Genomic DNA, 12,357 nt, shown 5'->3' on the forward strand with positions numbered 1-12,357 from the left:
GGGCCGCGTCCGCGCGGTCACACGGCGTTCCGACGCCGGGCGGACAGGCGGCGTTCAACCGGCCGTCGCCGGGGGGCGGGAGTCTTCACGGGTTCTCACACCCCGCACCGCCCTTGCACCGAGGAGCAACGATGGTCGCACAGATGGACACCCCGGAGCCGTCCGGGAACCCGCAGCCGGGTGACCGCCTGAGCCGCCGCACGGCCGTCGGCCTGCTCGGCACCGCCGGCGTGGGCGCGGTCGCCGCGCCGCTGCTGACGGCGGGCACCGCCGCCGCCGAGCCGGCCGCCGCCGCACCCGCCTTCCTTCCCTCGCCGGACACCGGCGGCGCCCCTCCCGTGCAGGGCCTGCACCTGACCTTCGGCAAGGACCCGGCCACCCAGATGGTCGTGTCGTGGATCACCGACGGGCCGGTCAAGCGCCCGCGGGTGCTGTACGGCACGCTGGGGCACGGCCTGGGGTCCGGCGCCGAGGCCCGCACCCGTACGTACACCGACGGCAAGTCGGGCCGCACCGTGTACGTCCACCACGCGGCGCTGTCCCGGCTGACCCCGGGCACGGACTACCTGTACCTGGTGTCGCACGACGGGGCGACCCCGGACAGCGGCACGTTCCGGACCGCGCCGCGCGGCCGGCAGCCGCTGACCTTCACGAGCTTCGGCGACCAGTCGGCGCCGCAGGTGACCTGGACGGCGGCCGGCGCGGTGGGCCTGGACGCCAACTCCACGCCCGCCACCAAGGACATCGTCACCGGTGTCGAGCAGGTCGCGCCGCTGTTCCACCTGCTCAACGGCGACCTGTGCTACGCCAACCTGGACGTCGACCGGGTGCGGACCTGGAACAACTTCTTCACCAACAACACGCGTTCGGCGCGCTTCCGCCCCTGGATGCCGGCGGCCGGCAACCACGAGATCGAGAGCGGCAACGGCCCGATCGGCCTGGGCGCCTACCAGACCTACTTCGAGCTGCCGTCGACCGAGACGGACGACGAACTCGCGGGCCTGTGGTACGCGTTCACCGCCGGCTCGGTGCGGGTGATCGTGCTGCAGAACGACGACAACGCCCTGCAGGACGGCGGCGACGTCTACATCAGCGGCTACTCCGGCGGCCGCCAGCTCGCCTTCCTGGAGCGGGAGCTGAAGGCGGCGCGCGCGGACCGCGACGTCGACTGGGTGGTCGTCGCCATGCACCAGGTGATGATCTCCTCCTCCGACGCCAACGGCGCCGACCTCGGCCTGCGCGCCAAGTACGGCCCGCTGTTCGACCGTTACGGTGTGGACCTGGTGGTCTGCGGTCACGAGCACAACTACGAGCGGTCGCTCGCGGTGCGCGGCGTCGTCAGCGGCAGCGAGACCCTCACGCCGAACCCGGCGTCCACCCGCACCGACGACATCGACACGGGCCTCGGCACCGTGCACATGGTGCTCGGCGGCGGTGGCGTCTCGGGCACCACCAACCAGGCGTTCTTCAAGGACGGCACCGCCAAGGTGATCACGGCGGTGTCGGCGGCCCCCGGGTCCAACGGCAAGCGCACCTCGACCTACGTCAAGGAGGAGGCCGTCTGGACCGGCGTGCGGGACATCGACCACCCGTACGGCTTCGCGGCGTTCACCGTCGACCCGGGCCGCTTCCCCGGCGACACCACCCGCATCCACGTCACCTACTACAACGTCAACAAGCCCAACGGCGAGCTGACCGTCTTCGAGCAGTTCACGCTGCACCGCAAGCGGTCGGACGGCCACCGCTAGACGGCGGTGGAGGCATCCGGGACCGGGCGGAGTCGCGTGGACGCGCGTCACGCCCGGTGCCGGGCCGCCCTGTCGGAGCCTCGGGGCAGGATGGCCGTGTGCTGATCAGTCTCGGCGGGCTGCCCGCCACCGGCAAGACGACGCTGGCCCGGGCCGTGGCCCGCGAACTCGGGGCCGTCCACCTGCGGATCGACACCATCGAGCAGGCCGTGGTCCGCTCCGGCCTGGCCCGGCACCCGGTCGGCCCGGTCGGGTACGCCGTGGGGTACGCGCTGGCCGAGGACCATCTGCGGCAGGGACTCACCGTGATCGCGGAGTCCGTCAACCCGCTCGCCGTCACCCGTGACGCGTGGCGGGACGTCGCGTCCCGCGCGGGAGTGCGGCTGCTGGAGGTCGAGACGGTCTGCTCGGACACGTCCGAGCACCGGCGGCGGTCGGCCGAGCGCACCGTCGACATCCCCGGCCTGCCGCTGCCCACGTGGGACGACATCACCGGCCGGGAGTACGAGCCGTGGGTCCGCGGCCGTCTCGTCGTCGACACCGCGGTGCGCGACGTGGGGGCGTGCGTGCGGACGATCTGCCGGGACGCGCTCAGTCCGCCCGACCGCCCGCCGTCGGCAGGGTGACGGTGAAGGTGGTCTCGCCGGGGCGGCTGACGACGGCCGCGGTGCCGCCGTGTGCCGCGGCCACGGCGGTGACGATGGACAGCCCCAGCCCCGCGCCGTGTCCGCTGCGGGTCTGCGGCGCCCGGGTGAAGCGTTCGAAGACCGTCGCGCGCAGCGCCTCCGGGATGCCCGGACCGTCGTCGATGACCGCCATCTCGGTGTCCTGCGCGGTCTGCCGCAGCCGCACGGTGACGCGGGTGCCCTTGGGGGTGTGCCCGCGCGCGTTCGCCAGCAGGTTGGCGGCGATCTGGTGCAGGCGGTGGCCGTCACCGGTCACCGCGACGGGCTCCTCGGGCAGGTCCAGGTTCCACAGGTGGCCGGGTCCGGCGGCGCGCGCGTCGTCGACGGCGTCCAGCACCAGGCGCGTCAGGTCGACGGTCTCGCGAGCGAGCGGCCGCCCGGCGTCCAGCCGGGCCAGCAGCAGCAGGTCGTCGACCATGCCCGTCATCCGCGCGGACTCCGCGGCGATGCGGTCCAGCGCCCGGCTCACCCCGGCCGGGACGGGTTCGGGGTGCCGCAGGGCCAGCTCCGCGTGCCCGCGGATCGCCGCGACCGGGGTGCGCAGCTCGTGGCTGGCGTCCGCCGCGAACCGCCGCAGCCGCTCCTCGCCCGCCTGCCGCTTGGCCAGTGCGCCCTCCACGTGCCCGAGCATGCGGTTGAGCGCGGCGCCCACCTGGCCGACCTCGGTCCGCGGGTCGGTGTCCGCGTCGGGCACCCGGTCGGGCAGGGTCACCGCGCCGCTGTCGAGCGGGAGGGCGGTGACGGACGCGGCGGTCGTCGCGACCCGGCGCAGCGGCCGCAGCGACCAGCGCACCCAGAACGCGCCGGCGGCCCCGGCGACCACCAGCGCGCCGCCGAACACCGCGGCCTCGACCGCGATGAGCCGGTGCGCGGCGTCCTCGACGCCGCTCAGCGGCATACCGGTGACCAGGACGTCGCCGTCGTCCCCGTCGACGGCGCTCACCCGGTAGTCGCCGAGCACCGTGAGGTCCAGGGCGTGGCAGTGCCCGTCCACCGGGATCGCGGCGATCGCGGACCGGTCGGCCGCGGTCAGCGTGACGGTGGTGTCGGCGCCGGACCGGACCACGGCCGCGCCGGTGACCGTGCCGTGCAGCAGCCGGGCCCCGAAGGTGCCGGGCGCCTGACGGCGGGTGTCGACGTGGGCGTTGTCCCCGTCCGGCTCCTTGCCCCCCGCCGCGTGGTCCGGGTGCTCCAGGCTGGCGGGGAAGCGGCCGCCGGCCTCGGCGAGCTGCTGGTCGACCCGCTCGGTGAGGAAGGCACGCAGCCCGAGGACCGCGGCGATGCCGACGGCGGCACAGCTGACCGCGAGCAGCACCACGAGCCCGCAGGTCAGCCGGGCCCGCAGCGTCCGGGGCAGCAGGGCCCGGGGGGACGGGAGGCGCCGGAACGCCGCCCGGGGCCGGGGCCGCGGCGGCCGCGCCGTCACCACGGCGCCGCCTTCAGCAGGTAGCCCGCGCCGCGCACCGTGTGGATCATCGGCTCGCGCCCGGCGTCGATCTTGCGCCGCAGATAGGAGATGTAGAGCTCGACCACGTGGGCCTGCCCGCCGAAGTCGTACGACCAGACGTGGTCGAGGATCTGCGTCTTGCTGAGCACCCGCCTGGGGTTGCGCATGAGGTAGCGGAGCAGCTCGAACTCGGTCGGGGAGAGCTCGACCACCTCGCCGCCGCGCGTCACCTCGCGCGCGTCCTCGTCCATCACCAGGTCGCCGACGGTGAGGACGGCGGCGTCGCCGCGGGCCCGGGTCATGCCCGCCCGGCGCAGCAGCCCCCGCAGCCGGGCCAGCACCTCCTCCAGGCTGAACGGCTTGGTGACGTAGTCGTCGCCGCCCGCGGTGATGCCGGCGATGCGGTCCTCCACGGAGTCGCGCGCGGTGAGGAAGAGCACACACACGTCCGGCTGGCCCGCGCGCAGCTCGCGCAGCACCGCGAGCCCGTCGCCGTCGGGCAGCATCACGTCGAGCACGACGGCATCGGGCCGGAACGACCGGGCCTCGGCGACGGCCGTGGCGACGTCGCCGGCCGTGCGCACCTGCCAGCCCTCGTAGCCGAGGACGCCCGCCAGCACTTCGGCGAGGTCGGGCTCGTCGTCGACGACCAGGACGCGGACCGGGGTGCCGTCCGGATGGGCCAGGGGGTGGGGGCTGCTGTTCATGGTGCCTCCAGCATCCATGACGAGCCTCACCACCGGGGCACCGGTGCCTCTGGATCAGCTGTGAATGTCCGGCGTTCGGGACCGTTCAGAGCTCGCTCAGAGGTTTCCCCCGCACAGTGGCGGACGGACGCCCTCGAAGGGCCACGAAAGGAACCTCCGCATGAGCACCGCTTCTCCCCCGCGCACGGCCCGGCACGCGGCCGCCGCCCCCACCGGCCGGCGCTCCCCCGCAGCGACGGTGCTGGCCCTGGGCTGGCTGGGGGCGGCGGTCGTGGTGGGCCTGTGGTGGCAGGACACGGGGTCCGTCGTCGGCACGGCGGACTGGCTGATCGGCGCGGGCCGGATCGCCGGGCTGCTGTCCGGCTACTGCTGCGCGCTGCTGGTCCTGCTGATGGCGCGGATCCCGACGCTGGAGCAGGGAGTGGGCAGTGACCGGGTGGCGCGCTGGCACGCGATGGCGGGCCGCTACACGGTCTGTCTGCTGGTGGCCCACATCACGCTGGTGCTGTGGGGCTACGCGGTGCAGGCGCACAGCGGCGTGGTCGGCGAGGCGTGGACGGTCGCCTTCACCTATCCGGACATGATCAAGGGGACGATCGGCGGGCTGCTGCTGCTCGTCGTGGGCGCGGTGTCGGTGCGGGCGGTGCGCCGCAAGGTCCGCTACGAGACCTGGTACTACCTGCATCTGCTGACCTACGTGGCGATCTTCCTGGCGTTCTGGCACCAGCTCGCGCTCGGCGCGGAGTTCGCGGGCAACGAGCCGGCCCGGGTGCTGTGGTACGCGCTGTACCTGTCGGCCGCCGCGGCGGTGCTGTGGTTCCGGCTGCTGGTCCCGCTGCGGCAGAACCTGCGGCACGGGCTGCGGGTGCACACGGTGGTGCGGGAGTCGCCGGACGTGGTGTCGGTGGTGGTGCGCGGCGAGCGGCTGCCGGAGCTCGCGGCCCGGCCGGGCCAGTTCTTCCGCTGGCGGTTCCTGGCACCGGGGCTGTGGTGGACGGCGAGCCCGTACTCCCTCTCGGCGGCGCCGCGGCCCGGCATGCTGCGGATCACGGTGAAGGAGGTCGGTGCGCACAGCGCCGCCCTGGCCCGGCTGCGGCCCGGGACGCGGATCTGGGCGGAGGGTCCCTACGGGGCGCTGACCGCCGATCGGCGGACGCGGCAGAAGGTGCTGCTGCTGGCCGGCGGCGTCGGGGTGACCCCGCTGCGGGCGCTCTTCGAGTCGCTGCCGGCCCGGCCCGGCGACCTCACGCTGATCTACCGGGCCCGGTCGGAGGCGGATCTCGCGCTGCGCGACGAGCTGGAGTCGATCGCGGCGGCCCGCGGCGCCCGGCTGCAGTTCGCGCTGAACACCCCGGACGGCCGCCGTCCCGTGCTGACCGCGCGGGGCCTGCGGGCCGCGCTGCCGGACATCGAGCTCCACGACGTGTACCTGTGCGGGCCGCCCGGGCTGATGCGGATGGCCTACGACGCCCTGCGGGAAGCGGGCGTGCCCTCCTCCCGTATCCACCACGAGTCCTTCGAACTGTGAGGGTCCGACGATGAGCGCACTTCCCTCCCGCCCCCTGCGGCGGATCGTCCTGACGACCGTCTCCACGGTCGCCGGCGGTCTGGTGCTGCTGGCACTCAAGCCGCACGCCACCGTGGGCGCCCTGTCCCCGGCGGAGGCGGGGTCGGCGCCCGGGCCGACCGCGACGGGCTCGCCGTCCGGCGGCACCGGCACGGGGCCGTCCTCCGGGACGTCCGGTTCAGCCGGATCGTCCTCGGGCGGGGCGTCCGCGTCGCCGTCGCCCTCGTCGGGCTCCAAGAGCGGGGGCTCGTCGTCCACCGCGAAGCGGACCGTGGACGGCGACACGATCCAGACCCGTTACGGTCCGGTCCAGTTGCGGATCACCCTGACCGGCGGCCGGATCACCGCGGTGAACGCCGTCCAGTTGCCGCAGGACAACCCGCGCGACAGCGAGATCTCCGGCTTCGCGGTGCCGCAGCTCACCCAGGAGACGCTGTCGGCGCAGAGCGCCCGGATCGACTCCGTGTCCGGCGCGACCTACACGAGCGAGGGCTATGTGCAGTCGCTGCAGAGCGCGCTCGACAAGGCCGGACTCTGAGATGGCGACGGGCACGACGGCGCGGTGGCCGGCATGACGACGACGCGTGACATCCCCGGGGCGCCCGGGGCCTCGGGGCCGGAGCCGGCCGGGGACCTCCGGTTGCGGCACGTCGAGCACACCATGGGCACGGTGTTCTCCTTCGACGTCCGCGGCGGCGACGCCGGACGGGCGTCGGCGGCGCTGGCCGGGGCGGCCGAGTGGCTGCGGCACGTGGACGCGGTGTTCTCGACCTACCGGCCCGAGAGCCAGATCAGCCGGCTGCGGGCGGGCACACTGGCGCTGTCCGCCTGCTCGCCCGAGGTCTGGGAGGTCCACCGGCTCTGCGACGAGGCGCGGCGCCGCACCGGCGGCTGGTTCGACGCCGGGTACACCGGCGGCTTCGACCCGACGGGACTGGTCAAGGGCTGGGCGGTGGAGCGGGCGGCGGCGATGCTGCGCTCGGCGGGCGCCGACGCGGTCTGCGTCAACGGCGGCGGCGACGTCCAGGTGCACGGCGGGCCGTGGCGCATCGGTGTCAGCGACCCGCTGCGGTCCGGCGCCCTGGTCACCGCGGTCGACGCCGACGGTGATCTCGCGGTGGCGACGTCGGGCCCGGCCGAACGCGGCGCGCACATCCTCGACCCGCGCACCCGCCGGCCCCCGCAACAGGCCTTCGCGTCGGTGACGGTGGTGTGCCGCGGCCTCACGGACGCCGACGTGCTGGCCACCGCGGCCGTCGCGATGGGCCCGGCCGCGCCTGCGTGGCTGCGGGAGCTGCCGGGCGTCGAGGCGTTCGCGGTGCGCCCGGACGGCACGACGTGGTGCACGCGGGGCTTCGCACCCGGCCCGCGGACCTGATCCGCCGTCAGAGCGGTCGGCACAGCCGCCACCCACCGGAGAAGGGCGCCTCGCGGGGCGCCGGATGCCGCCCGGCCACACAGCGCGGCTCCCGGGTGTGTGGCCGGACCCCATGACCGCGGGCCCCGCGGGTCCCTATCCTGCTCGGGCCGTACGGCACGGCGGAGAGGGCGAGGCAGCGGATGCAGCAGCAGCGGGAGTACGAGGACACGGGCGTCGAGGTGGACGGCGGGCGGCTGGCGGTACGGCGCTGGCCGGGCCGCCCGGGGGCCGGGACGCTGCTGGCGGTGCACGGCATCGCCAGCAACGGGCTGGCCTGGACGCGGGTGGCCGGGGAGCTCGACGGGGTGGAGGTCATCGCCCCGGACCTGCGCGGGCGCGGCCTGAGCCGCGACGTCGCCGGCCCGGCCTCGATGGCCCGGCACGCCGACGACCTGCGGGCGGTGCTCGACCACTTCGCGGTGGAGCGGGCCGTGCTCGCCGGGCACTCGATGGGCGGGTTCGTTGCGTGCGTCGCCGCCCGGCGCGATCCCCTGCGGTACTCCCGGCTGGTGCTGGTGGACGGCGGGTTGGGCTTCCCGGTGCCGGAGGGCGCGGACATCGACGCCGTGCTGCACGCGGTGATCGGCCCGGCCATGCGCAAGCTGGAGATGACGTTCGAGGACCGCGCCGCCTACCACGCGTTCTGGGCCGGCCATCCGGCGTTCGCCGAACTGCGCGGCCCGGACGTCGAGGCCTATCTGGACCGGGATCTCACCGGTGCGGAGCCGGAGTTGCGGTCCGCCTGCCGCGCCGCGGCCATCCGCGAGGACGCCGAGGACGAACTCCGCAACCCCGAGGTCTTCGCCGCGATCCACGAACTGACCGTTCCGGCCGAGATGCTGTGGGCCGAGCGCGGCCTGCAGGACGAACCGGTGGGGCTCTACGCGCCGGACGTGGTCGCCGCGTCCGGCCTTGAGGCCGAGGGGGTGGCGCTGCACTTCGTCCCCGGGGAGAACCACTACTCGATCGTGCTCGGCCTCTCCGGCGCCCGGACCGTCGCCGCGCATGTGCGCGACGCCGTGGCCGCCTCTCCCGTCGCCCGCGCCTGAGACGGCGGTTCGGCGGCTGCCGGGCCCGGGGCGGCGGCCCCGGGCCCGGCGGCGTCAGGCGGCCGGTTCCGGCACCAGCAGGTCGGCGGCCGTCGCCGCCCGCACCTGCTCCACGCTGACGCCCGGGGCCAGTTCGGCCAGCCGCAGACCGTCCGGGGTGACGTCGACGACGGCGAGGTCGGTGACGATGCGGTCGACCACGCGGCGTCCCGTGGCCGGCAGCGTGAGCTCCTGGACGATCTTCGGCGACCCGTCGCGGGCGACGTGCTCCATCACCACGATCAGCCGGCGTGCCCCGTGCACCAGATCCATGGCGCCGCCCATCCCCTTCACCATCTTGCCGGGGATCATCCAGTTGGCGAGGTCGCCGTGCGCGGAGACCTGCATCGCGCCGAGCACGGACACGTCGATCCGGCCGGAGCGGACCATGCCGAAGGAGAACGCGGAGTCGAAGTACGCGGCGCCGGGCGTCACGGTGACCGTCTCCTTGCCGGCGTTGATCAGGTCCGGGTGCTCCTCGCCGGCCTCCGGGTACGGGCCGGTGCCGAGGATGCCGTTCTCGGAGTGCAGCACGACGTGCACGCCCGGGGGCAGATGGCCGGGGATCAGCGTCGGCAGCCCGATGCCGAGGTTCACGTACTGCCCGTCGCGCAGTTCACGGGCGGCGCGGGCGGCGAGCTGGTCGCGGTCGAGGGGCACGGTCACTTCTCCTCCTGGGCCTGCGGGGTGCGGACGGTACGGCGCTCGATCCGCTTGTCGCGCGGATCGGCGGCCACCACCCGGTCGACGTAGACACCGGGCAGGTGCACCGCGTCCGGCGGCAACTCCCCCGGTTCCACGATGCGTTCCGCCTCGACGACGGTGGTGCGGGCGGCCGTCGCGCACAGCGGGTTGAAGTTGCGGGCCGCCGCGTGGAAGGCGCAGTTGCCGTGCCGGTCGGCGACCGTGGCCCGCACGAGGGCGAAGTCGGTGGTGATCGCCTCCTCCATCAGGTGCCGGACACCGCCGAACTCCCGTACCTCCTTCGGCGGTGAGGCCACCGCGATCGACCCGTCGGCGGCGTACCGCCAGGGCAGCCCGCCCTCCTCGACCTGGGTGCCGGCCCCGGCCGGGGTGTAGAACGCGGGGATGCCCGCGCCGCCGGCCCGCAGCCGTTCGGCGAGCGTGCCCTGCGGAGTGAGTTCGACCTCCAGCTCGCCCGACAGGTAGCGGCGCGCGAACTCCTTGTTCTCACCGACGTAGGAGGAGGTCATACGGCTGATCCGGCCGAGGCCCAGCAGCAGTCCCAGCCCCCAGTCGTCGACGCCGCAGTTGTTGGAGACCACCCGCAGATCCCCGGTTCCGGACCGGACCAGCGTGGCGATCAGCGTCGAGGGGATGCCGCAGAGTCCGAAGCCGCCGACGGCGAGCGTCGCGCCGTCCGGGATGTCCGCCACCGCGTGGTCGGCCGAGGCCACCACCTTGTCCATGCGTCCGCCTTCCCCGTGGGGATCGAAGTGAGGGGTGTGCCGGACCGTGCGTCGTGCGCGGGGTCCGGGGCCGCGGGCCCGTCTGTGGCGACGGCGCCCGGTCCTGCCACCTTTTCCGAGCGCGGACGGCACCCGCCATGGTCCCCGCCGACACCGCTCGGCCGCACAGTGCGTGTGCCGCCCACATGTCCGGTTCGCCGGGGCGCTTCTACGGTTCACCCAACCATCCACCTCTCCGGGAGCCGGTCGCCATGCGCATCCGTACGTCCACCACGCCGGGGCCTTCGGGTCCGCACAGAAGCAGAACCGTCACCGCGCTCGCGCTGCTGGCCGCCGGAGTGCTGCTGGCCGGGTGCAGCAAGGCCGGCCAGGCCGGGAGTTCGTCGTCGGACAACGGCGGCAGCAGCGCCTCCGCACCGGTGAAGGTGGGCCTGGTGTACTCGCGCAGCGGGCCGCTGGCCGCCTACGGCAAGCAGTACCTGGACGGCTTCGACGCCGGTCTGGCGTACGCCACCCACAACACCGGCAAGGTCGCCGGGCACCCGGTGCAGGTGACCGAGCAGGACGACGCGGGCGACCCGGCGAAGGCCGTGGCCGAGGCCAAGTCGCTGATCGGCAAGGGCACCAGGATCCTCGCGGGCACCACCGACTCCGGCGTGGCGCTCCAACTCGCGCCGCTGGCCGCGCAGAACAAGGTGCTCTACATCTCCGGGCCGGCCGCCACCGACGCGCTCACCGGCGTGAACGCCTACACCTTCCGCTCGGGCCGGCAGTCCTACCAGGACATCCTCACCGCGGGCTCGCTGCTCGGCGACTCCAAGGGCAAGAAGGTCACCGTGCTCGCCCAGAACTCGGCGTTCGGGCAGGCGAACGTGGCCGCGGTCAAGCAGGTGCTGGGCGCGCAGGGCGCGACGGTCGACTCCGTTCTCGCGCCGCCGAGCGCGAGCGACCTGACGCCGTTCGCGCAGCAGGTGAAGTCGAAGAAGCCCGACCTGGTGTTCGTGGCGTGGGCCGGCGCGAGCGCCCCGGCGCTGTGGACCGCGCTGGACCAGCAGGGCGTGGTGACCTCCACCAAGGTCGTCACGGGCCTGGCCGGCGTCGCCTCCTACCCGCTGTTCGGCAAGGCCGGGGCGAAGGTGTCGTTCCTGGCGCACTACTTCCCCGGCGCGGCCGGGACCCCGGTGGAGAAGGCGATGCTGGACGGCATCACCGCCAAGGGGGGCACACCCGACCTGTTCAGCCCGGACGGCTTCACCGCCGCGCAGATGATCGTGCACGCCATCGAGGCGGGCAGCGCCACCGACCCGACGGCGATGGCCAAGGCGCTGGAGGGCTGGTCGTTCCAGGGCCCCAAGGGTGACGAGCAGGTCCGGGCCGCCGACCACGCCCTGCTGCAGCCGATGTTCACCGCGAAGCTGACCGGCGGCGGCGCGGCGGCGAAGCCGCAGCTGATCGGCCGGCTGCCGATGACCTCGGTGACGCCGCCGCAGAAGGCGATGGCGGGCTGACCTGTGACCCCCGTACTGCACCTGCACGGCCTGGGCTGGTCGGTCGGCGGCGCGACCATCGTCGAGGACGTCTCCTTCGACGTGCACGAGGGCGAGTTCCTGGCCTTCATCGGTCCCAACGGCGCCGGCAAGACCTCCCTGTTCAACCTGATCAGCGGCCTGGCTCCGGCGGGCCGGGGGTCCATCGCGCTGGACGGCACGGACGTCACCGCCGAGGGTGTGGCGGCCAGGGCCCGCCGCGGCCTCGGCCGCACGTTCCAGACGTCCAGCCTGTGGCCGGCGATGACGGTCGCCGACCATGTGCGGCTCGCCGCGCAGGCGGCGGGCGGCGGCTCGTACCGCCTGTGGCGGCGGGCCGGCGCCTACACCGCCCAGGTGACGGGCGTGCTGGAGCGCACCGGCCTGGCGCACCGCGCCGAGACGCTCGCCGGGTCGCTGTCGCACGGCGAGAAGCGCAAGCTCGAACTGGCCGTGCTGCTGGTCGGCGAGCCCCGGCTGATGCTCCTCGACGAACCGATGGCGGGGGTGAGCGCCGAGGAGGTGCCGGCGCTCACCGGGCTGATCCGCTCGCTGCACCGCGACGAGGGCCGCACGGTCCTGATGGTCGAGCACCACATGGACGTGCTGCTGGGCCTGGCCGACCGGCTGGCGGTGATGCACCACGGCACGCTGCTGGCGCTCGATACCCCGCAGGCGGTCATGGCGGACGCGACCGTGCAGGCGGCCTACCTCGGGGAGGCGTTGTGACGGCACACA

The 12,357-nt window shown here is 74.4% G+C and carries 12 protein-coding genes; 8 read left to right on the plus strand and 4 right to left on the minus strand.

Annotated features, from left to right (window positions below; translation table 11 throughout):
* Nucleotides 1-131: 131 nt before the first annotated feature.
* Nucleotides 132-1,748, plus strand: a complete 1,617-nt coding sequence (locus K7862_RS17245) for a purple acid phosphatase family protein (protein WP_222963500.1) — start codon at nt 132-134, stop codon at nt 1,746-1,748.
* A gap of 98 nt (nt 1,749-1,846) precedes the next feature.
* The gene (locus K7862_RS17250) at nt 1,847-2,374 is read left to right on the plus strand and encodes a P-loop nucleotide/nucleoside kinase family protein (protein ID WP_222963501.1); all 528 of its coding nucleotides are present in this window, start codon (nt 1,847-1,849) and stop codon (nt 2,372-2,374) included.
* Here K7862_RS17250 and K7862_RS17255 read toward each other — a convergent pair.
* Together K7862_RS17255 and K7862_RS17260 are read right to left on the minus strand one after the other, a co-directional pair.
* Nucleotides 2,340-3,860, minus strand: a complete 1,521-nt coding sequence (locus K7862_RS17255; protein WP_222963562.1) for an ATP-binding protein — start codon at nt 3,858-3,860, stop codon at nt 2,340-2,342. The genes K7862_RS17250 and K7862_RS17255 overlap by 35 nt on opposite strands.
* Nucleotides 3,857-4,588, minus strand: a complete 732-nt coding sequence (locus K7862_RS17260) for a response regulator transcription factor (RefSeq protein ID WP_272493233.1) — start codon at nt 4,586-4,588, stop codon at nt 3,857-3,859. The genes K7862_RS17255 and K7862_RS17260 overlap by 4 nt, the downstream gene beginning before the upstream one ends.
* A gap of 160 nt (nt 4,589-4,748) precedes the next feature.
* Here K7862_RS17260 and K7862_RS17265 point away from each other — a divergent pair, with 160 nt between their 5' ends.
* The 4 genes from K7862_RS17265 (at nt 4,749) to K7862_RS17280 (ending at nt 8,624) form a co-directional block, all read left to right on the plus strand.
* The gene (locus K7862_RS17265) at nt 4,749-6,116 is read left to right on the plus strand and encodes a ferredoxin reductase family protein (RefSeq protein WP_222963502.1); all 1,368 of its coding nucleotides are present in this window, start codon (nt 4,749-4,751) and stop codon (nt 6,114-6,116) included.
* Between the two features lie 10 nt (nt 6,117-6,126).
* Nucleotides 6,127-6,693 carry an FMN-binding protein gene (locus tag K7862_RS17270; protein WP_222963503.1) on the plus strand — a complete coding sequence of 189 codons (567 nt, stop codon included), beginning with the start codon at nt 6,127-6,129 and terminating at the stop codon, nt 6,691-6,693.
* 123 nt (nt 6,694-6,816) lie between these two features.
* Entirely contained in the window at nt 6,817-7,533 is a 717-nt protein-coding gene (locus K7862_RS17275; protein ID WP_222963563.1) for an FAD:protein FMN transferase, read from the plus strand.
* A 182-nt stretch (nt 7,534-7,715) separates the two neighbouring features.
* Nucleotides 7,716-8,624 (plus strand): alpha/beta fold hydrolase, encoded by a 909-nt coding sequence (locus K7862_RS17280; protein ID WP_222963504.1) that lies wholly within the window; start codon nt 7,716-7,718, stop codon nt 8,622-8,624.
* Nucleotides 8,625-8,678: 54 nt separating this feature from the next.
* Here K7862_RS17280 and K7862_RS17285 read toward each other — a convergent pair whose 3' ends face one another.
* On the minus strand, nt 8,679-9,323 hold the full coding sequence (locus K7862_RS17285) for a CoA transferase subunit B (protein ID WP_222963564.1): 645 nt from the start codon (nt 9,321-9,323) through the stop codon (nt 8,679-8,681).
* Nucleotides 9,324-9,325: 2 nt separating this feature from the next.
* Entirely contained in the window at nt 9,326-10,093 is a 768-nt protein-coding gene (locus tag K7862_RS17290; RefSeq protein WP_222963505.1) for a CoA transferase subunit A, read from the minus strand.
* Nucleotides 10,094-10,344: 251 nt separating this feature from the next.
* Between K7862_RS17290 and K7862_RS17295 the strand changes: the two genes are divergently transcribed.
* Together K7862_RS17295 and K7862_RS17300 are read left to right on the plus strand one after the other, a co-directional pair.
* Entirely contained in the window at nt 10,345-11,601 is a 1,257-nt protein-coding gene (locus K7862_RS17295; RefSeq protein ID WP_222963506.1) for a substrate-binding domain-containing protein, read from the plus strand.
* Between the two features lie 3 nt (nt 11,602-11,604).
* The gene (locus K7862_RS17300) at nt 11,605-12,348 is read left to right on the plus strand and encodes an ABC transporter ATP-binding protein (RefSeq protein ID WP_222963507.1); all 744 of its coding nucleotides are present in this window, start codon (nt 11,605-11,607) and stop codon (nt 12,346-12,348) included.
* Nucleotides 12,349-12,357: the final 9 nt, after the last annotated feature.

Source organism: Actinacidiphila acidipaludis, assembly GCF_019890725.1.
Lineage (GTDB): Bacteria > Actinomycetota > Actinomycetes > Streptomycetales > Streptomycetaceae > Actinacidiphila > Actinacidiphila acidipaludis.

Bases quoted from the DNA above. Each gene is read 5' to 3' on its own strand.
- K7862_RS17265 (WP_222963502.1), top strand. From the start codon at position 4,749: ATGAGCACCGCTTCTCCCCCGCGCACGGCCCGGCACGCGGCCGCCGCC.
- K7862_RS17260 (WP_272493233.1), bottom strand. From the start codon at position 4,588: ATGAACAGCAGCCCCCACCCCCTGGCCCATCCGGACGGCACCCCGGTC.
- K7862_RS17290 (WP_222963505.1), bottom strand. From the start codon at position 10,093: ATGGACAAGGTGGTGGCCTCGGCCGACCACGCGGTGGCGGACATCCCG.
- K7862_RS17275 (WP_222963563.1), top strand. From the start codon at position 6,817: ATGGGCACGGTGTTCTCCTTCGACGTCCGCGGCGGCGACGCCGGACGG.
- K7862_RS17270 (WP_222963503.1), top strand. From the start codon at position 6,127: ATGAGCGCACTTCCCTCCCGCCCCCTGCGGCGGATCGTCCTGACGACC.
- K7862_RS17245 (WP_222963500.1), top strand. From the start codon at position 132: ATGGTCGCACAGATGGACACCCCGGAGCCGTCCGGGAACCCGCAGCCG.
- K7862_RS17280 (WP_222963504.1), top strand. From the start codon at position 7,716: ATGCAGCAGCAGCGGGAGTACGAGGACACGGGCGTCGAGGTGGACGGC.
- K7862_RS17295 (WP_222963506.1), top strand. From the start codon at position 10,345: ATGCGCATCCGTACGTCCACCACGCCGGGGCCTTCGGGTCCGCACAGA.